The 18,285-nt window shown below is 73.8% G+C and carries 14 protein-coding genes; 1 reads left to right on the top strand and 13 read right to left on the bottom strand.

Annotation, left to right across the window (positions count from 1 at the left end; translation table 11 throughout):
* Positions 1-90 precede the first annotated feature (90 nt).
* Genes cobC through cobM form a run of 6 tightly spaced genes read right to left on the bottom strand, consistent with a single transcriptional unit; the run spans position 91 to position 6,441 of the window.
* The gene (cobC, locus tag ACGFZQ_RS46165) at positions 91-1,176 is read right to left on the bottom strand and encodes an Rv2231c family pyridoxal phosphate-dependent protein CobC (RefSeq protein WP_393845536.1); all 1,086 of its coding nucleotides are present in this window, start codon (positions 1,174-1,176) and stop codon (positions 91-93) included.
* Positions 1,166-2,092 (bottom strand): sirohydrochlorin chelatase, encoded by a 927-nt coding sequence (locus ACGFZQ_RS46160; RefSeq protein WP_393845535.1) that lies wholly within the window; start codon positions 2,090-2,092, stop codon positions 1,166-1,168. The genes cobC and ACGFZQ_RS46160 overlap by 11 nt, the downstream gene beginning before the upstream one ends.
* Positions 2,089-2,673, bottom strand: a complete 585-nt coding sequence (locus ACGFZQ_RS46155) for a precorrin-8X methylmutase (RefSeq protein WP_393845534.1) — start codon at positions 2,671-2,673, stop codon at positions 2,089-2,091. The genes ACGFZQ_RS46160 and ACGFZQ_RS46155 overlap by 4 nt, the downstream gene beginning before the upstream one ends.
* The gene (gene cobJ, locus ACGFZQ_RS46150; RefSeq protein ID WP_393845533.1) at positions 2,670-4,373 is read right to left on the bottom strand and encodes a precorrin-3B C(17)-methyltransferase; all 1,704 of its coding nucleotides are present in this window, start codon (positions 4,371-4,373) and stop codon (positions 2,670-2,672) included. The genes ACGFZQ_RS46155 and cobJ overlap by 4 nt, the downstream gene beginning before the upstream one ends.
* Positions 4,370-5,614 carry a precorrin-6y C5,15-methyltransferase (decarboxylating) subunit CbiE gene (cbiE, locus tag ACGFZQ_RS46145; protein ID WP_393845532.1) on the bottom strand — a complete coding sequence of 415 codons (1,245 nt, stop codon included), beginning with the start codon at positions 5,612-5,614 and terminating at the stop codon, positions 4,370-4,372. Before cbiE ends, cobJ begins: the two co-directional genes overlap by 4 nt.
* Positions 5,611-6,441 (bottom strand): precorrin-4 C(11)-methyltransferase, encoded by an 831-nt coding sequence (cobM, locus tag ACGFZQ_RS46140; protein ID WP_393845531.1) that lies wholly within the window; start codon positions 6,439-6,441, stop codon positions 5,611-5,613. Before cobM ends, cbiE begins: the two co-directional genes overlap by 4 nt.
* 84 nt (positions 6,442-6,525) lie before the next feature.
* Here cobM and ACGFZQ_RS46135 point away from each other — a divergent pair, with 84 nt between their 5' ends.
* Positions 6,526-7,254: a ZIP family metal transporter gene (locus ACGFZQ_RS46135; protein ID WP_393845530.1), complete on the top strand. Its 729-nt coding sequence runs from the start codon at positions 6,526-6,528 to the stop codon at positions 7,252-7,254.
* A gap of 5 nt (positions 7,255-7,259) precedes the next feature.
* Here ACGFZQ_RS46135 and cobI read toward each other — a convergent pair whose 3' ends face one another.
* From cobI to ACGFZQ_RS46100, 7 genes are read right to left on the bottom strand one after another with little or no spacing between them, the layout of a single operon-like run.
* Positions 7,260-8,006: a precorrin-2 C(20)-methyltransferase gene (gene cobI / locus ACGFZQ_RS46130; protein WP_351733133.1), complete on the bottom strand. Its 747-nt coding sequence runs from the start codon at positions 8,004-8,006 to the stop codon at positions 7,260-7,262.
* Positions 7,991-9,448 carry a cobyrinate a,c-diamide synthase gene (locus tag ACGFZQ_RS46125; protein WP_393845529.1) on the bottom strand — a complete coding sequence of 486 codons (1,458 nt, stop codon included), beginning with the start codon at positions 9,446-9,448 and terminating at the stop codon, positions 7,991-7,993. Before ACGFZQ_RS46125 ends, cobI begins: the two co-directional genes overlap by 16 nt.
* Positions 9,448-10,056, bottom strand: coding sequence for a cob(I)yrinic acid a,c-diamide adenosyltransferase (cobO, locus tag ACGFZQ_RS46120; protein ID WP_351733138.1), 609 nt, complete (start codon positions 10,054-10,056; stop codon positions 9,448-9,450). The genes ACGFZQ_RS46125 and cobO overlap by 1 nt, the downstream gene beginning before the upstream one ends.
* Positions 10,056-12,062, bottom strand: a complete 2,007-nt coding sequence (locus tag ACGFZQ_RS46115; RefSeq protein WP_393845528.1) for a putative cobaltochelatase — start codon at positions 12,060-12,062, stop codon at positions 10,056-10,058. Before ACGFZQ_RS46115 ends, cobO begins: the two co-directional genes overlap by 1 nt.
* Positions 12,059-15,718 (bottom strand): cobaltochelatase subunit CobN, encoded by a 3,660-nt coding sequence (gene cobN / locus ACGFZQ_RS46110; RefSeq protein WP_393845527.1) that lies wholly within the window; start codon positions 15,716-15,718, stop codon positions 12,059-12,061. The genes ACGFZQ_RS46115 and cobN overlap by 4 nt, the downstream gene beginning before the upstream one ends.
* Complete coding sequence (locus ACGFZQ_RS46105; protein WP_393845526.1) at positions 15,715-17,250, bottom strand: cobyric acid synthase; 1,536 nt, start codon at positions 17,248-17,250, stop codon at positions 15,715-15,717. The genes cobN and ACGFZQ_RS46105 overlap by 4 nt, the downstream gene beginning before the upstream one ends.
* A complete protein-coding gene (locus ACGFZQ_RS46100) occupies positions 17,247-18,218 on the bottom strand; it encodes a cobalamin biosynthesis protein (protein ID WP_393845525.1) in 972 nt (323 codons plus the stop codon). Before ACGFZQ_RS46100 ends, ACGFZQ_RS46105 begins: the two co-directional genes overlap by 4 nt.
* Positions 18,219-18,285 lie beyond the last annotated feature (67 nt).

The following is an 18,285-nucleotide window of genomic DNA, read 5'->3' as shown; positions in this document are numbered from 1 at the left end:
GCGCGGGGCGGTAGTCGATGTGCGGCTACCGCCGCGCGGGCGCGACCAGCCACCACGCACCCGCAGTCGCCCACGGTCGGCAGTTCCCCTTCACGCCCGTATCAACATCAACGCCTGATCCAGCGCCTGCAAGAACCCGTTCACCGTCCCCCGGTCCCGCACAGCGACCCGCACCCACTCCTCGTCCAGCCCCGGAAACGTGTCCCCCCGCCGCACCGCATACCCCAACACCCGCAGCTGCCGCCGCACCGCGGCCGCCCCGGCCATCCGGACGAGCACGAACGGCCCCTCCGCGGGCCCCGCCACCCGCACCCCCTCCGGCGCGAACTCCTCGAGTCCCGCCACCAGATGGGCCCGGTCGGCCGCCCCCCGGTGCGCCGCATGCGCCGCCTCCGCCAGCGCCCGCGGCGCCACACACGCCTCGGCCGCCACCAGCGCCGGCGCCGACACCGGCCACAACGGCTGCGCCCGCGCCAGCTCGGCGATGATCTCCGGCGCGGCCAGCACATAGCCGACCCGCAACCCGGCCAGCCCCCATGTCTTCGTCAGACTGCGCAGCACCACCAGCCCCGGCACATCGGTCCGTCCGGCCAGTGCCTCCCGCTCACCCGGCACCGCGTCCATGAACGCCTCGTCCACCACCAGCGTCCGCCCGGGCCGGGCGAGCCGGGCGATCGCCTCGGCGGGATGCAGCACCGACGTGGGGTTGGTCGGATTGCCGACCACCACCAGGTCGGCGTCCGCCGGAACGGCCGCCGGATCGAGCCGGAACCCGTCCGACTCCCGCAGCAGCACCCGGTCCACGGTGTGCCCCGCGTCCCGCAGCGCCGCCTCCGGCTCGGTGAACTGCGGATGCACCACCATCGGCCGGCGCACCTTCAGCGCACGCGCCAGCAGCACGAACGCCTCCGCCGCGCCAGCCGTCAGCAGCACCCGCTGCACCGGCAGCCCGTGCCGCGCCGCGACGGCAGCCCGCGCCGCCCGCCCGTCGGGGTAGGCCGCGAGACCGCCCAGCGACCCGGCGATGCGCTCCCGCAGCCAGGCCGGGGGAGTGTCGGCCCGCACATTGACCGCGAGGTCGACCAGCGCGGAACCGTCGTCACGGACCTCGGCGTCACCGTGGTGCCGCAGATCGTGCGGGCCTCCGGAGCCGCCGGAACCGTCGTCAGTGCGCATGCGCGTGGCCGCCGTGGTGATGATGGTGGCCGTGGTGGTCGCCGTCGTCGTCGGGATGGAAGTGCGGCTGCTGCGGCAGCCCCACCTTGTCCTCGAAACCGGGCAGCGCGATCCGGTACACACACGAGTCGCAGTTCATCCGCACCTCCCCGGCGGCCGCCTCCCGGTACCGCTCCATCACCAGGTCGAGCAGCTCCGGCTCGGGCCCGATGACGTCCGCCGAGCGCACCTCGGCCTCGGGGTGCGCGGCCGCCCAGCCCTCGGTCTGCTGCCGCACCCGCTCCGGCAGGATCCCGGTGAACAGGAAGTACGGGAGGACGACGATCCGGCGCGCCCCCAGCTTCAGGCACCGGTCGAGTCCGCTCGGCACGTCCGGCGCGGCCAGCGACACGAACGCCGTCTCCACACCGGCGTACCCGCGCCCCTCCCACAGCAGCCGTGCCGCCTTGTGCACCTCGGCGTTGGCGTCGGGGTCCGTGGAACCCCGGCCCACCAGCAGCACGGTCACGTCCGCCCGGTCCATCGGGGCGCGACCCTCGCCGGCGCCCAGCGCCTCGTCCAGCCGCCGCTCGAGGACGGCCAGCAGCGAGGGGTGCGGGCCCAGCGGACGCCCGTAGGTGTACGAGATCCCCGGGTGCCGTTCCTTCTCCCGCGCCAGCGCGGCCGGGATGTCGCCCTTGGCGTGCCCGGCGGAGACCAGCATCAGCGGCACGGCGGCGAACCGTCGTACCCCCCGCTCGACGAGATCGGTCACCGCCTCGCCCAGCGGGGGCGGGGACAGCTCGATGAAGCCGCCGGCGACGGGCAGTTCGGGGTGGCGGCGCCCCAGCTCCCGTACGAAGTCACGGAACGCCTCGGCTCCGGCTTCGTCCCGGGTGCCATGGCCGGCGATGAGCAGGGCGGGCGGGGTGGTCACAGCGTCTCCTCGGAAGTGGGGTGGTACAGCAGGGCGTTGAGCGCGGCGGCGGCGACCGCCGAGCCGCCCTTCTCGGACACGTTGCTGACGGCGGGCAGCCCGCTCTCCCGCAACGCGGCCTTGGATTCGACGGCGCCGACGAACCCGACGGGCAGACCGATGACGAGCGCGGGGGAGGCGTCCAGCGTCAGCAGCTCCTCCAGGGCGGTCGGCGCGTTGCCGATCACCCAGAGCGCGCCGGGGCCCACCTGCTCGTACGCGAGGCGGATCGCGTGCGCGGAACGGGTGAGCCCGGCAACGGACTTGGCGTCACGCAGCCGGCAGACCGTGTCCCGGCGGGTGATGCCGGCGGCGACCATCTCCACGTCCACGACGACCGGCGCCCCGGCGCGCAGCGCGGCATGCGCCTTCACCAGGTCGTCCTCGTCGGTCACGAGGTCGCTCGCGTACTCCAGGTCGGCGGCGGAGTGGATGACCCGCTCCACGACGGCGCGGGTCAGCGGCGGGAAGTGCGAGGTGTCCAGGCGGGCCCGCAGCCGCCGGAAGGACTCCTCCTCGATGGGGTGGACGACCCGGTTCATTCGGCCCCCTCCGGAGCGCTCTCCTGCCAGCGGTAACCGCGCGGGGTGACCATGCGCCCGGCGATGTTCCGGGTCGCGGTGTTGCCCACGGTCACGACGGTCATCATGTCGACCCACGCCGGGTCCAGCGCGCCCAGGGTGGTCACCCGGCTCGACTCGTCGGGGCGCGAGGCGTTGCGTACGACACCGACCGGCGTCGTCGGCTCCCGGTGCTCGGCGAGGATCGCGAGCGCCTTCGGCAGCTGCCAGTCGCGGCCCCGGGAGCGCGGGTTGTAGAAGGTCACCACGATGTCCGCCGCGGCGGCGGCCCGTACCCGGCGCTCGATGACCTCCCACGGTGTGTGCAGGTCGGACAGACTGATGGAGACATGGTCGTGGCCGAGCGGCGCGCCCAGGATCGCCCCGGCGGCGAGCGCCGCGGTGACGCCCGGGACGCCGATCACGTCGATGTCGTCGGAGGCCTCGGCGAGCGCGGGGGAGGCCATCGCGTACACACCGGCGTCCCCGCTGCCGATCAGCGCGACGGCATGCCCGGCCCGCGCCTCGGCGACCGCTGTCCGGGCCCGCTCCTCCTCGGCGCCGAGCCCCGACTCCAGGACGCGGGTACCGGGCCGCAGCAGGTCGCGGATCTGGTCGACGTACTGGTCGAGCCCGACGAGCACGGAGGCGCGCCGGAGTTCGGCCTTGGCGCGCGGGGTGAGCAGGTCGCGGGCGCCGGGTCCGAGCCCGACGACCGCGAGCCGGCCGCGCGCGGGCCGTCGTACGACGGCACAGGTCGCCATGGCGGGCTGACCGTCCTCCCGCTCCGACTTCCGCTTGGGGACGAGGAGTTCGCCGCCCCGCACCAGCGCGGCGGCCTCGGCGACGGACGGGGTGCCGACGGCGGCCAGGGGCGCGTCGGAGGGATGGGGCACCGCCACCCCGGCCAACTCCTCGGCGGAGTAGGTCACCAGAGGGACGCCGAGCCGAGCGGCCGCCTCGGCGATGCCGGGCTCCTCGGCCTTGGCGTCGACGGTGGCGAGTTCGGCGACGCTGCGAGGGGAGAGTCCCGCGTCCCGCAGGGCCCCCTCGACGAGGGTGAGCACCTCGTCGGCGGGAGCACCCTTGGAGGCGCCGACGCCCACCACGAGGGACGGCGGGCGCAACAGCACCTCGCGCTCGGCGGGTTCGACCGCGCGGTCGGTCAGCCGGACCGTGTACGCGCCCTCCCCGGCCAGCGGCAGCGGGGGCAGCGGCCACGTCGACTCGGTGCGCAGGGCCACCGGTTCACCGTCCAGCAGGGCCCGTGACACGGTCGCCACCGAGCCCTCGACCGGGAAGCCCAGGGTGTCGAGGCCGGCCAGTCCGACGGAGTCCGTCGCGGTGGTCACCACCGGCTGCGCGGCCAGTACCTCGGCCACCTCCCGGGCGAGTTCGTTCGCACCGCCCGCGTGCCCGCCGACCAGGGACACGGCGAACCGTCCGCCCTCGTCGACGCAGACCACACCCGGGTCGGCCGTCTTCTCGCCCAGCAGCGGGGCGATCAGCCGGACCACCGCACCCGTGGCCAGGAAACACACCAGTTGCCCGCACTCCGCGAACGCGGACCGCACGGCGTCCCCGACCGGACCGTCGTACACCCGCGTGCGGTCCGGCCACGCCGCGGCCAGCCGGTCGCGTGCCGCCGCCCCCGCCGCGGTGGCGGAAATGAGGCCGATCACTGAGCAACTCCTTCTTCGGAGGGTTCTTCGGAAAGGGGGATTCGATTCCCCCACAGCAGGAACACGGGGTTGGCCGCCGCCAGCCGGGTCACGTCCCCGGGCAGCGGCGCGAGACGCGAGGACTGCAGCAGCACCCCGTCGCAGGAGAACCCGGCACCGGTCAGCGCCTCGCGCGCCGCCGGTACCCGGTCCAGGGCGGCCAGCGCGACCACCACCGTCCGCCGGGCCCGCAGCGCGCAGGCGCCGACCACGGCGGGCAGCTCACGGCCCCCGCCGCCGACGAACACGGCGTCGGGATCCGGGAGTCCGGGCAGGACCTCCGGCGCCGTACCGTGCACCACGTCCACGTACACGCCGTGCGCCCGCGCGTTGGCGGCGATCCGCTCGGCCCCGTCCGCGGCCTTCTCCACGGCGACGACGGCCGCCCCCAGCCGGGCGCACTCCACCGCCACCGACCCGGAACCCGCGCCGACGTCCCAGACCAGGTCGCCGAGGCGCGGCCCGAGCCGGGCCAGCGCCAGCGCCCGTACCTCGAACTTGGTGATCATCGAGTCCCGGTGCGCGAACTCCCACTCGTCCAGGGCCCATCGGGCAGGCCCGGCCTGCACCCCGGCGACGGTACGCACCGCACCGAGCGCCCGCGACGGGTCCAGACACAGCACCACGCTGACGTCCGCTCCCCAGTCCCGGCCGGCGGCCTCGGCGGGTGTGACCCACTCGACGCGCTCCCGCTCGGGATCACCGAGCGCGCTCGCCACGACGAGCCGCCGGTCCGCCGGCACCGCCGCCCCCAGCTCCGCCGGGCCCGCCCCCGGGCCCGTCAGCACCGCCACCTTCGGATGCGCCCGGCAGACGTGGACCGCCGTACGCGGCTCCCGCCCGTGCGCGCTCACCACCACCGCGTCGTCCCACGGCAGCCCGACCCGTGCGAACGCGGCGGCGACGGACGACACCCCGGCCCGCACCTCCAGCCGCTCCGGCCCGAACCGCTCGGCCAGCGCCCGCACGATCCCGAAGAACCCGGGGTCGCCGGAGGCCAGCACGGCCACGGACCGGTCCTTGCCGGCGTACTCCTCGATGGCGTCGAGCGCGGGCGCCAGCGGCCCGAGGACGATCCGCTCGGCGCCCTCCGGCAGCCGCACGGCGTCCAGGTGCCGCCGCCCGCCGACCACCAGCTCGGCCCCGGCCAGCGCCTCCGGAGCCAGGGGCGCCCCCGTCCCGGTACCGATGACCGTGATCATGTACTGGCCCCCCGCTCGCGCAGCGCCTTCCGCGCCTGAGGGTCGGCCTTGCGGAAGCCGTGGAAGTGGCCGGGGTGGTACAGGTGCGAGCGGGTGCCGTGGGAGTCCAGGGCGGGCCCGACCAGGAACAGGGTGTGCTTCCAGAGCCGGTGCTCCTTGACCGTCTCCTCCAGCGTCTCGATCGTGCACTTCACGACCAGCTCCTCCGGCCAGGTCGCCTGGTAGGCGACGATCACCGGGGTCGACGTCGGATAGCCGCCCTCCAGCAGCTCCCGCACCAGCTGCCCGCTGCGCGCGGCGGAGAGGAAGATCGCCATGGTGGTGCCGTGCCGGGCGAACTCCCGTACCTCCTCGCCCGGCGGCATCGGCGTCTTGCCGCCGCCGAGCCGGGTCAGGACGACGGACTGGGCGACCTCGGGAATGGTCAGCTCGCGCTGGGCGAGCGCGGCGACGGCCGAGAAGGAGGACACACCCGGCACGATCTCGACCTCGACGCCGATCCCGGCACACCGGTCGACCTGCTCCTGGGTACCGCCCCACAGGGCCGGATCGCCGGAGTGGATCCGGGCGACCCGCAGCCCCTCCGCCCCGGCCCGCTCGTAGACGGCGACGACGTCCTCCAACGACATCGTGGCCGAGTCGAGGATCTCCGCGTCCTCGCGCGCGTGCTGGAGGACCTCCGCCTGGACCAGGCTCGCGGCCCAGATCACCACGTCGGCCTCGGCGATCGCGCGCGCGGCCCGGAACGTCAGCAGATCGGCGGCGCCGGGGCCGGCACCGACGAAGGTCACCTTGCCGGTGGAAGCGGCGGCAGCGGCATCGGCCATGGAAATTCGGTCCTCTCTGGACAAACGGTGTTACGGGTGCTGCTGGATGTGCGCTGGGGCGGGTCGATCGGATAGCAAGGGCACATGGCGGTCTTCGTCGCGCTCGGCGCGTTCCTGATGACGCTGGCCGGCGGCTGGACGGCACAGCGCGTGACCGACCGTCGCCATCTGGTCCTGGGCCTGGCCGGCGGCCTGATGCTCGGGGTGGTCGGCCTCGACCTGCTGCCGGAGGCGCTGCGCGCGGCCGGCCGGGAGATCTTCGGCGTACCGGCCGCCCTGCTGCTCTTCGTAACCGGCTTCCTGCTGGCCCATCTGGTGGAACGCACGCTGGCCCTGCGCCAGGCCGCGCACGGCGGCGACGAACACGGTCACCGGGCGCCCGAGGTGGGCCTGACGGCGGCCGGCGCGATGGTCGGGCACAGCGCGATGGACGGCGTGGCGATCGGCGCGGCCTTCCAGGTGGGCGGCGGCATGGGCACGGCGGTCGCGCTGGCCGTGATCGCGCACGACTTCGCGGACGGCTTCAACACGTTCACCATCGCGAGCCTCTACGGCAACGCGCGCCGCCGGGCGATAGGCATGCTGATCGCCGACGCCTGCGCACCCGTCCTGGGCGCCCTGTCGACCGTCTTCCTCACCATCCCGGAGACCGTGCTCGGCGGCTATCTCGGCCTCTTCGGCGGCGTCCTGCTGTATCTGGCCGCCGCCGAGATCCTCCCCGAGGCCCACCACGAGCACCCCGCCCGCTCCACCCTGCTGTGCACGGTGGCCGGTGCCGCCTTCATCTGGCTGGTGGTGGGCATCTCGGGCTGAGGCGCTCACAGCTTCCCGCCTCTGCCACCGTCCCGGCGCGGCGGCGCGATGAGCGTGGAGAGATACGGCAGCGGGGAGCCGTCGAGCTCGGCGGCGGGCCGGATGGACTCCTCGTCGAGGCCCAGCGCCGACCCCCACACGGCGTCCTCGATCCGCCCGGTCTCCCGCAGCGCCTCGGCGACCGCGCCGGCCTGCCGCCCGAACTTGTACGCCACGACCGTCCCCGGCCCGCTCAGCGCGTCCTTCAGCACCTCGGCGCCCGCCGTCACCGGCACCAGCGTCAGCGGCTCGGTCCCCTCGGTGAGCACGGCACCGGAACGGGCGGCGAGGTCCTGCATGGCGGTGATGCCGGGCACGGTCTCCACGACCACGTCCGGCACCAGCCCGGCGATGGTCTGCGCGAGATAGGTGAAGGTCGAGTAGACGTTCGGATCCCCGATGGTCGCGAAGGCGACGGACCCGCGCTCCCGCAGCAACTCGGCGACCTTGGTGCCCGCCGCGTCCCAGGCTGCCTCGCGCCGCCCCCGGTCACTGCGCTCGTTCAGCGCGAACACGACCCGGACGACCTTCTCCGCGCCGACGTAGTGCAGCACGGTGGCCTCGGCACGCCCCTGCTCACCCGTATCCATGACGGGTACGACGACCACGTCGGCGGCACGCAGGGCGTTGACGCCCTTCACGGTCACCAGCTCGGGGTCACCCGGACCCACCCCGACTCCGATCAGCCTGCTGCTGCTCATGACGTCCGGCACCTCTCCACGAACCTTCGGGCCACACCGGGCTCGGACGCCCAGTGCGTGTGCAGATAACTCGCGTGCACACCCTGCTGTACAAAACCCTCGACCCGCGGCCGGGGGGTACGCACACCCCACGCGGGCGCCGCACCGGCCCCCGGCTCGACCGCGGTCCGGTGAAACTCGTGCCCCCGCATCCGCGTCCCGGCGACGGCCAGCACACTGTCGCTCACGGCGACCGCGTCCCGGTAGCCGAGAGTCAGCCGCTCGGTCATCCGCGCCCGGACATCCAGCACACCGCACATCGCCAGCCCGTCCAGCTCCCGGCACAGATAGAGCAGCCCGGCACACTCGGCGGCGACCGGAGCACCGCCGTGAGCGAGGGCGCCGACGGCCTTGCGCAGCGGCTCGTTCGCGGACAGCTCGGCGGCGTACACCTCGGGAAAACCCCCGCCGACGACCAACCCCCGTGTCCCGTCCGGCAGTTGCTCGTCCCGCAACGGATCGAACGGCACCACCTCGGCCCCGGCGGCGGCGAGCAGTTCGGCGTGCTCGGCGTAAGAAAAGGTGAACGCAGCCCCGGAGGCAACGGCGACGACAGGCCGCGCACCCCCATCGTCCAGCCCGTCCGGCGTTTGAGGACGAGGCCGTTCAGGCCGAAGCGGGGGTCCGGGGGCGGCAGCCCCTGGTGATGGGACGGGTAGGGGCGGCGGGGGCGAGGAAACCACGGCCGCACCCGCATCCCACGCCGCACCCGGCACCACCCCGGCCCCCCGGGCCAACCCCAGCAGCCCCTCCAGGTCACATCCGTCGGAGACCTGCGCGGCCATCGCCGCCACCGCGGCCATCGCCGCACCCCGCCGCTCGGCGACCGGTACCAGCCCCAGATGCCGCGACGGCGTATCCACCTGGGCCGCCCGCCGCAGCACCCCGAACACCGGCACCCCGGAGGACTCCAGCGCCTCCCGCAGCAACTCCTCGTGCCGGTCCGACGCCACCTTGTTCAGGATCACGCCCCCGACCCGCACCTCCGGGTCCCAGGACGCGAACCCGTGCACCAGCGCGGCCACCGACCGCGACTGCGACGACGCGTCCACGACCAGTACCACCGGCGCCCGCAGCAGCTTCGCGACATGGGCGGTGGACGCCAGCTCACCTTCCCCGGCGGCCCCGTCGTACAGTCCCATCACCCCCTCGACCACGGCGATGTCACAGCCCCGCGCACCGTGCGCGAACAGCGGGCCGATCAGCTCCGGCCCGCACAGATACGCGTCGAGGTTCCGCCCCGCCCGCCCGGTCGCGAGCGCGTGGTACCCGGGGTCGATGTAGTCCGGTCCGACCTTGTGCGGGGACACGGCGAGCCCCCGCGCGGCGAACGCGGCCATCAACCCCGTGGCGACGGTGGTCTTGCCGCTGCCGGACGACGGCGCGGCGATGACCAGCCGTGGGACGGAAGACATCACCACTCGATGCCCCTCTGCCCCTTCTGCCCCACGTCCATCGGGTGCTTGACCTTGGACATGTCGGTGACGAGGTCGGCGAAGTCCACCAGCTTCTCCGGCGCGTTCCGCCCGGTGATCACGACATGCTGGTTCCCGGGCCGGCTGCGCAGCACCTCGACGACCTCGTCGGTGTCCACCCACCCCCAGTGCATGGGGTACGCGAACTCGTCGAGCACGTACAGCTGGTACGTCTCGGCCGCCAGGTCCCGCTTGACCTGCTCCCAGCCCTCCCGGGCCTTCTCCTCGTTGCTGAAGTTGTCACCCTGGATGTCGCGCTGTACCCAGGACCACCCCTCGCCCATCTTGTGCCAGGCGACGGTCCCGCCCTCCCCGGAGTCGCCGAGCACCCGCAGCGCCCGCTCCTCGCCGACCTTCCACTTCGCCGACTTGACGAACTGGAACACCCCGATCGGCCACCCCTGGTTCCAGGCGCGCAGCGCGAGCCCGAACGCGGCGGTGGACTTGCCCTTGCCGACGCCCGTGTGCACGACGACAAGAGGCCGGTTACGACGCTGACGAGTCGTCAGCCCGTCGTCCGGCACCACACTCGGCTGTCCCTGCGGCACTACGCGGCCCTCCTTGAACGACTCTGCGCGTCCTTGACCAGCCCGGCGATCGAGTCCGCCCGCAACTCGTCGAGCGTCACCGCCGTACCACCCAGCTCACCGGCCAGCTGCCCGGCGAGCCCGAGCCGTACCGGCCCCGACTCGCAGTCCACGACCACCGAGGCGACCCCGTCGGCCGCGAACAGCCGCGCCGCCCGCCCGGCGAGCGCGACCGGCTCGGGCCCACCGGTGGCCCGTCCGTCGGTCACCACGACGACGAGGGCCCGCCGCGCGGGGTCCCGCAACCGCTCCACCCGCAGCACGTCGTGCGCCTTGAGCAGCCCGGCAGCGAGCGGGGTGCGCCCGCCGGTCGGCAGCGCCTCCAGCCGGGCCGCCGCCGCGTCCACGGACGAGGTCGGCGGCAGCGCGACATCGGCCGCCGCACCCCGGAAGGTCACCAGCCCCACCTTGTCCCGCCGCTGATAGGCGTCGAGCAGCAGCGACAGCACGGCCCCCTTCACGGCGCTCATCCGCTGCCGGGCCGCCATCGACCCGGACGCGTCCACCAGGAACAGCACGAGGTTCCCCTCACGCCCCTCCCGGGTCGCCTGCCGCAGGTCGTCCCGCCGGACCACCAGGCCAGGACCGGACCGCCCGCGCGCCCGCTGATACGGGGCGGCGGCCTGCACGGTCGCCGCCAGGTGCAGCTTGGTCAGGGCACCCCGGGGCCGCCGCGCACCCGTCGTACGCCCGTGCTCGGTGCGCGCCCGGGACCGCCGGCCGGCGGCGCCGGTACCGATCCCCGGCACGGTCAGCATCTTGGTGCGGAAGGGCTCGGCGGCCCGCGTCGGCGCCTGCTCGCCCGAGCCGCCGGACGCCTGCGGCTCGCCGTCCTCCCCGGCCTCGGGCCGCGCACCCGTGTCGCCGCCCTGCGGGTCACCGTCGTCGGGCGCCGGCCGGCCGCCGCCCCCGCCGGGACCGTCGGGATCCGGATCGTCGTCGCGTTCGTCCTCGCCGGAGAACTCCTCCAGCGTCTGGTCCAGCTTGTCCTCGTCCAGGCCCGGCGCGTCAAAGGGGTTACGGCGCCTGCGGTGCGGCAGCGCGAGCAGCGCGGCCTGCCGGACGTCCTCCGCCAGCACCTCGGTCCGCCCGGCCCACGCGGCCAGCGCGGTCGCCGTCCGCGCCATCACGATGTCGGCGCGCATACCGTCGACCTCGAAGGCCGCACAGGTCGCCGCTATCTGCCGCAGCGCCCCGTCGCCCAGCCGCACCGACGGCAGCAACGCCCGCGCCGCCACGATCCGTTGCCGTACGGCGGCCTCCTCACCGGCCCAGCGCGTCGCGAAACCGGCCGGATCGTCGTCGTACGCGAGCCGTCGCCGTACCACCTCGACCCGCTGGTCAGGCTCGCGCGAGGCGGCCACCTCCACGGTCAGGCCGAACCGGTCCAGCAACTGCGGCCGCAGCTCGCCCTCTTCGGGGTTCATGGTGCCGACGAGCAGGAACTTCGCCGCGTGCCGTACCGAGACGCCCTCGCGCTCCACGTACGAGGCGCCCATCGCGGCCGCGTCCAGCAGCAGGTCGACCAGATGGTCGTGGAGGAGGTTGACCTCGTCGACGTAGAGGATGCCCCGGTGGGCGTCGGCCAACAGGCCCGGCTCGAAGGCCTTCACGCCCTCCGCCAGGGCCCGTTCGATGTCGAGGGCGCCGACCAGCCGGTCCTCGGAGGCGCCGACCGGCAGTTCGACCATGCGCGCCGGGCGGGACTCGAAGGCACCGGGCGGATTGTGCGGCCCGTCCGGGCAGGCCGGGTCCGGGGCGGCCGGGTCGCAGGAGAAGCGGCAGCCGGCGACGACGTCCACGGCCGGCAGCAGCACCGAAAGGGCGCGTACCGCCGTGGACTTGGCGGTGCCCTTCTCGCCGCGCACCAGCACTCCGCCGACCGCCGGTGACACGGCGTTCAGCAGCAGCGCCAGCCGCAGGTCGTCCTGACCGACGACGGCCGTAAAGGGGAAGGGGGTGGTCACTGGTCGCCCTCCAAGTCGCCTTCGAGCTCCAGGTAGGTGGCGCGCAGCCGTTCCAGGGTGTCCGCGTCCGGCTCGGCCCACAGGCCCCGGTCGGCGGCCTCCAGGAGCCGTTCGGTGATGCCGCGCAGCGCCCACGGGTTGGACTTCTTCATGAAGTCCCGGTTCTCCGCGTCGAAGACGTACTCCGCGCTGAGTTTCTCGTACATCCAGTCGTCCACGACGCCGGCCGTGGCGTCGTAGCCGAAGAGGTAGTCGACGGTCGCCGCCATCTCGAAGGCGCCCTTGTAGCCGTGCCGGCGCATGGCCGCCATCCAGCGCGGGTTGACCACCCGGGCCCGGAAGACACGGTGGGTCTCCTCGCCGAGGGTGCGGGTCCGCACCTGGTCGGGGGTGGCCGAATCACCCACGTACGCCTCGGGGTTGGTGCCGGTCAGGTGGCGCACCATGGCGACCATGCCGCCGTGGTACTGGAAGTAGTCGTCCGCATCCGCGATGTCATGCTCTCTCGTGTCGACATTCTTCGCTGCCACCGCGATCCGCCTGAACGCGGTCTCCATGTCCCCGCGCGCCGCCCGCCCGTCGAGCCCGCGCCCGTAGGCGTAACCGCCCCAGACGGCGTACACCTCGGCGAGGTCCGCGTCGGAGCGCCAGTTGCGGGCGTCGATCAGCGGCAGCAGGCCCGCGCCGTACGCGCCCGGCTTGGAGCCGAAGATACGGGCGGTGGCGCGCCGCCGGTCACCGTGCTCGGCGGTGTCCTCGTCGGCGTGGGCGCGCACGTAGTTCCGGTCGGCCGGTTCGTCCAGCTCGGCGACCTTGCGTACGGCGTCGTCGATCAGTGCGACCACGTGCGGGAACGCGTCCCGGAAGAAGCCGGAGATCCGGACCGTGACGTCGATGCGCGGCCGGCCCAGTTCGTCCAGCCGGACCACCTCGAAGCCGGTCACGCGCCGCGATGCCTCGTCCCAGACCGGACGGCAGCCCAGCAGCGCCAGGATCTCGGCGATGTCGTCACCCTGGGTGCGCATCGCGGAGGTGCCCCACACCGTCAGCCCGACGGACTTCGGGTACTCGCCGGTGTCCTGGAGGTACCGCCGCACCAGCGAGTCGGCGAGGGACTGGCCGACCTCCCAACTCAGCCGGGAGGGAATGGCCTTGGGGTCGACCGAGTAGAAGTTCCGGCCGGTCGGCAGGACGTTGACCAGCCCGCGGGTGGGGGAGCCGGACGGTCCCGCCGGGACGTAACCGCCGTCGAGCGCCTTGAGGATGTGGTCGATCTCGTCCGTGGTGCGGGCCAGCCGGGGCACGACCTCGGCGCAGGCGAACTCCAGCACCGCGACGGCCTCCGGGAGTTCGGTGCCGAGGACGGCACGGATGAGGGAACGGCTGTCCGTGACCGCCCAGCCGCGCTCCTCCATCCCTTCCGCGATCCGCCGGCAGAGCTGCTCCAGCAGGTCGATGGCGTCGGCGGCCGTGCGGGACGGACCCTCGACGAGGTCCGACAGCTCGGCCGGCACCTTCACCGGCGCACCGGGCTCGGCGAGCAACTCCTTCTCGACCAGGCCGAAGTGAGCGGCCAGCGCGGCCCTGAGCCCCGGCAGCGCGTTGGCCTGCCCGCCCCACACCTGCGAGGCCCGCAGCACGGCCAGCACCAGGTTCACGCGCGCCTCGCCGACCGGGCCGCCGCCGAGGATGTGCAGGCCGTCGCGGATCTGCACGTCCTTGATCTCGCACAGATAGCCGTCGATGTGCATGACGAACTCGTCGAAGTCGGCGTCGTCCGGCTGGTCGTCCACATGCAGGTCGTGGTGGAGTTCGGCCGCCTTGACCAGCGTCCAGATCTGCGCCCGCACGGCCGGTGCCTTCGTCGGGTCCAGGTCGGAGACCAGCGCGTACTCGTCGAGCAGCTGCTCCAGCTTGGCCAGGTCGCCGTAGGTGTCGGCACGGGCCATCGGCGGGACCAGATGGTCGACCACGGTGGCGTGCCCGCGCCGCTTGGCCTGGGTGCCCTCGCCGGGGTCGTTGACGATGAACGGGTAGATCAGGGGCAGCTCGCCGAGGACCGCGTCCGGCGCACAGCCGGCGCTCAGCCCGAGTCCCTTGCCGGGCAGCCACTCCATCGTGCCGTGCTTGCCCATGTGCACGACCGCGTCCGCGCCGAAAGAGTTTTCGAGCCACCTGTAGGCCGCCATGTAGTGGTGCGACGGCGGCATGTCCGGGTCGTGGTAGATCGCGATCGGGTTCTCGCCGAAGCCGCGCGGCGGCTGGATCATGACGACGACGTTCCCGAACTGCAGGGAGGCGAGGACGATGTCGTCGCCGTCCACGTACAGGCTGCCCGGCGGCTCGCCCCACGTCTCCAGCATGCCTGCCCTGAGGTCCGGGTCCAGCTTGTCGAACCACGCCCGGTAGTCGGCGAGCGGCACCCGCGCGGGCGCGGCGGCCAGCTGCTCCTCGGTGAGCCATTCGACGTCGTGGCCACCGGCGTTGATGAGCCGGTGGATCAGCTCGTCCCCGTTGTCGGGGTGTCCCTCGACCCCGTACCCGGCATCCCGCAGCGCGTCCAGCACGCGTACCGCCGAGGCAGGGGTGTCGAGCCCGACCGCGTTGCCGACGCGCGAGTGCTTGGTCGGATAGGCGGTGAAGACCAGCGCGAGCTTCTTGTCGGCGTTCGGCATGTGCTTCAACCGCGCATGCCGTACGGCGATCCCGGCCACCCGTCCGGCCCGCTCGGGGTCGGCGACGTACACCGGGACGTCGGCTCCGTCGTCGCCCTGCTCCTTGAAGGAGAACGGCACGGTGATCAGACGGCCGTCGAACTCCGGGATGGCGACCTGCATCGCCGCGTCCATGGGGGAGAGGGCGGCGTCGGACTCGTCCCAGGCCTGCCGGGAGGAGGTCAGGCAGAGGCCCTGCAGCACCGGGACGTTGAGATCGGCGAGCGCCCCGATGTCCCAGGCCTCCTCGTCACCGCCGGCCGAGGCCTGCGAGGCGTGGGTGCCGCCGGCCGCCAGCACGGTGGCGACCAGCGCGTCGGCCCCGGCGAGGATCTCGTACAGCCCGGCGTCCGCACCGCGCAGCGAACCGCAGTACACCGGAAGGGCGTTGGCGCCCCGCGCCTCGATCGCGTCGCACAGGGTGTCCACGAAGGCGGTGTTGCCGCTCAGTTCGTGGGCCCGGTAGAAGAGCACCCCGACCGTGGGGCGGCCGGCCCGGATCCCGTACGAGCCGTGCACCCCGAACTCGGGCATCTTCTGCGGCTCGGCGAACCCCTCGCCGGTCAGCAGCACGGTGTCGGACAGGAACCGGGACAGTTCAAGGAGGTTCGCGGGCCCGCCCTCGACGAGGTAGCGCAGCGCCTCCGCGACCACACCGGCCGGCACCGACGACTCGGCCATCAACTCGGCGTCCGGCACGGTCTCGCCGCCAAGGAGCACGGTCGGGATCCCGGCGGCCCTGAGCGCAGCGAGCCCGTCCTCCCAGGCCCGCTTGCCGCCGAGCAGCCGTACGACGGCGATGTCCGCGCCCTCGATCAGCGCGGGCAGCTCCTCCGTGACATCGACGCGCGTCGGATTGCCGATCCGGTAGTCGGCACCGGAGGCGGCCCGGGCCGCCAGCAGATCGGTGTCGGCGGTCGACAACAACAACACAGTGCTCATGCGGGCGCTCCCGGTGGAATGAAGGGCAGTCCTTGCGGCGCGCCCGACTCGATGAGCCGCCAGAGCGCGTCGGTGTCCGCGTGCTGTTCGATCAGGTCGCCGAGCCGGTCGAGCTGCTCCTCGCGCAGCGCGGCGAACGAGGTATCGGGGGCCGGCACGAACCGGCGGCCCGCGGCGGCCGCCACCTCGCGCAGAAAGGCCCGCCGGAAACCGTCCGACTCCAGGGAGCCGTGCCAGTGGGTACCCCAGGTCTGCCCGACCCGGCAGCCGTCCAGGCTGTGCCCTCTGTCATCGGAGATGAACGCCTCCCCGCCGGTCACTTCACCGACCCCGTGATGGATCTCGTACCCCTCGACCCGCTCGCCGAGGGCCTCGCCGACGGGCCGGGTGAGGGTCTTCTCCCGGGCGAACCGCACCCGTAGGGGCAGGACCCCGAGACCGGCCACCTGCCCGCGCCGGCTCTCGACCTCGTCCTCGATGTGCTCGCCGAGGACCTGGAAGCCACCGCAGATGCCGAGCACCGGCCGCCCCTCGGCGGCCCTGCGCCGCAGCGCCTCCGCGAGCCCCCGCTCCCGCAGCCAGTCCAGGGCCCGGACCGTCCCCCGGGTCCCCGGGAGCACGACGAGATCGGCGTCGGCGAGTTCCTCGGGCCGGTCCACGAACCGCACCACGACACCGGGTTCGGCGGCCAGCGCGTCCACGTCCGTGAAGTTGGACATCAGGGGGACGGCGCAGACGGCGACCCGCAGCACGTCCGCGCCGACGGGCGGGGCCGTGTTCGACTCCCGGACGGTCCCGCGCAGCGAGACCCTCAGCCCGTCCTCCTCGTCGATCCCGAGCCCGTGTTGGAAGGGGAGGACACCGTACGTATGCCGCCCGGTGAGGCCGTGCAGCATGTCGAGGCCCGGCTCCAGCAGGGAGACGTCGCCGCGGAACTTGTTGACGAGGAACCCGGCGACCAGGGCCTGGTCCTCCGGCGAGAGCAGGGCGACGGTGCCGAAGAACGAGGCGAACACGCCCCCGCGGTCGATGTCGCCGACGACGAGCACCGGAATCCGCGCGTTGCGCGCGATCCCCATGTTCACGATGTCGGTCCGGCGCAGGTTGATCTCCGCCGGACTGCCCGCCCCCTCACAGATCACCGCGTCATACGTGCCCCGCAACTCGGCGAGACAGTCGAGCACGGTCCCGAGCAGCTTCTGCTGCCGCCCGCCGTGGTAGCCGCGCGCACTCAGCTCGCCGACCGGTTTCCCGAGCAGCACGACCTGACTGCTCTGCTCGCCGCCCGGCTTGAGCAGCACGGGGTTCATCAGCGCGGTCGGCTCGATGCGGCAGGCCTGCGCCTGCATGGCCTGCGCCCGCCCGATCTCGGCGCCCTCGCGCGTGACGAAGGAGTTGAGGGACATGTTCTGGGCCTTGAACGGCGCGACCTTCACGCCCTGCCGCACCAGCCACCGGCAGATACCGGCGGTGACCACGCTCTTGCCGGCGTCGGAGGTGGTACCGGCGACGAGGAGACCTCCGTTGTTCATGAGGAACTCCCCGGGAGCCGCACGGCCGACCGCGACCGCTGCCCTCGCAGCAGGGCCCCGGCCGCACTCACCCCCCACGCCAGCCACCCCACCCGCCGTGACAACCGCACCGCCCGCTCGATGTCCGCGACTTCCACCGCACGCCCCTCCCCGTTCAGCACCGGCCGGTGCTCGACCCGCCCGCCGTATGACAAGGTCCCGCCGAGCCGTACCCCCAACGCCCCCGCGAACGACGCCTCCACCGGCCCGGCGTTGGGACTCGGGTGCTTCGCCGCGTCGGACCGCCAGGCCCGCACGGCCCCCTTGGTGTCATCTCCGGCGACGGCGGCCAGTACGGCGGTGAGCCGCGCCCCGGGCCACCCCGCCATGTCGTCCAGCCGCGCCGAGGCCCACCCGTACCGCCGGTACCGGGCCGACTTGTGGCCCACCATGGCGTCCAGGGTGTTGACGGCCCGGAACCCGAGCAGCCCCGGCACCCCGCCCACGGCCCCCCACACCAGCGCACCCACGACCGCGTCACTCGTGTTCTCGGCGACGGACTCCACGACCGCCCGGGCGATCCCGTCGGCGTCCAGGGCCTGCGGATCCCTTCCGCACAGATGCGGCAGCCGGGCCCGTGCGGCCTCGACGTCCCCCGCCTCCAGGGCGCGCCCGATGGCACCGGCCTCCCGGGCGAGTGAAGTGCCCCCGACGACGGCCCAGGTGGCGGTCGCGGTGAGCGCGACGGCCGCGGCGGTGGACGGTCGTACGAGCCGCTGGGCCAGGGCACCCAGAGTCACGGCGCCGCCGGCGCACACCGCGGTGTGCAGTGCGCCCCACCCGCGGTGGTCCCGCCACAGCACTTGTTCGACGGACCCGGCCGCCCGGCCGAACGCGGCGACCGGATGCCCCCGGCGCGGATCGCCGAGCAGCAGATCGCCGAGAAGGCCGGCGGCGGCGCCGTACGCGAAGACGCGACCGGCACCCATCGGCTCAGCCCGCCGCGGGGGCGGGAAGGAGCCGGGTACTCAACCTCGAACGGCAGCCGCACATGGC

The sequence above is a fragment of the Streptomyces sp. NPDC048254 genome (assembly GCF_043201895.1).
Classification (GTDB): Bacteria; Actinomycetota; Actinomycetes; order Streptomycetales; family Streptomycetaceae; genus Streptomyces.
This window is presented reverse-complemented; position numbering and strand designations above follow the sequence as displayed.

Bases quoted from the DNA above. Each gene is read 5' to 3' on its own strand.
- cobC (WP_393845536.1), bottom strand. From the start codon at position 1,176: ATGCGCACTGACGACGGTTCCGGCGGCTCCGGAGGCCCGCACGATCTG.
- ACGFZQ_RS46155 (WP_393845534.1), bottom strand. From the start codon at position 2,673: ATGAACCGGGTCGTCCACCCCATCGAGGAGGAGTCCTTCCGGCGGCTG.
- cbiE (WP_393845532.1), bottom strand. From the start codon at position 5,614: ATGATCACGGTCATCGGTACCGGGACGGGGGCGCCCCTGGCTCCGGAG.
- cobM (WP_393845531.1), bottom strand. From the start codon at position 6,441: ATGGCCGATGCCGCTGCCGCCGCTTCCACCGGCAAGGTGACCTTCGTC.
- ACGFZQ_RS46135 (WP_393845530.1), top strand. From the start codon at position 6,526: ATGGCGGTCTTCGTCGCGCTCGGCGCGTTCCTGATGACGCTGGCCGGC.
- ACGFZQ_RS46125 (WP_393845529.1), bottom strand. From the start codon at position 9,448: ATGTCTTCCGTCCCACGGCTGGTCATCGCCGCGCCGTCGTCCGGCAGC.
- cobN (WP_393845527.1), bottom strand. From the start codon at position 15,718: ATGAGCACTGTGTTGTTGTTGTCGACCGCCGACACCGATCTGCTGGCG.
- ACGFZQ_RS46105 (WP_393845526.1), bottom strand. From the start codon at position 17,250: ATGAACAACGGAGGTCTCCTCGTCGCCGGTACCACCTCCGACGCCGGC.
- ACGFZQ_RS46100 (WP_393845525.1), bottom strand. From the start codon at position 18,218: ATGGGTGCCGGTCGCGTCTTCGCGTACGGCGCCGCCGCCGGCCTTCTC.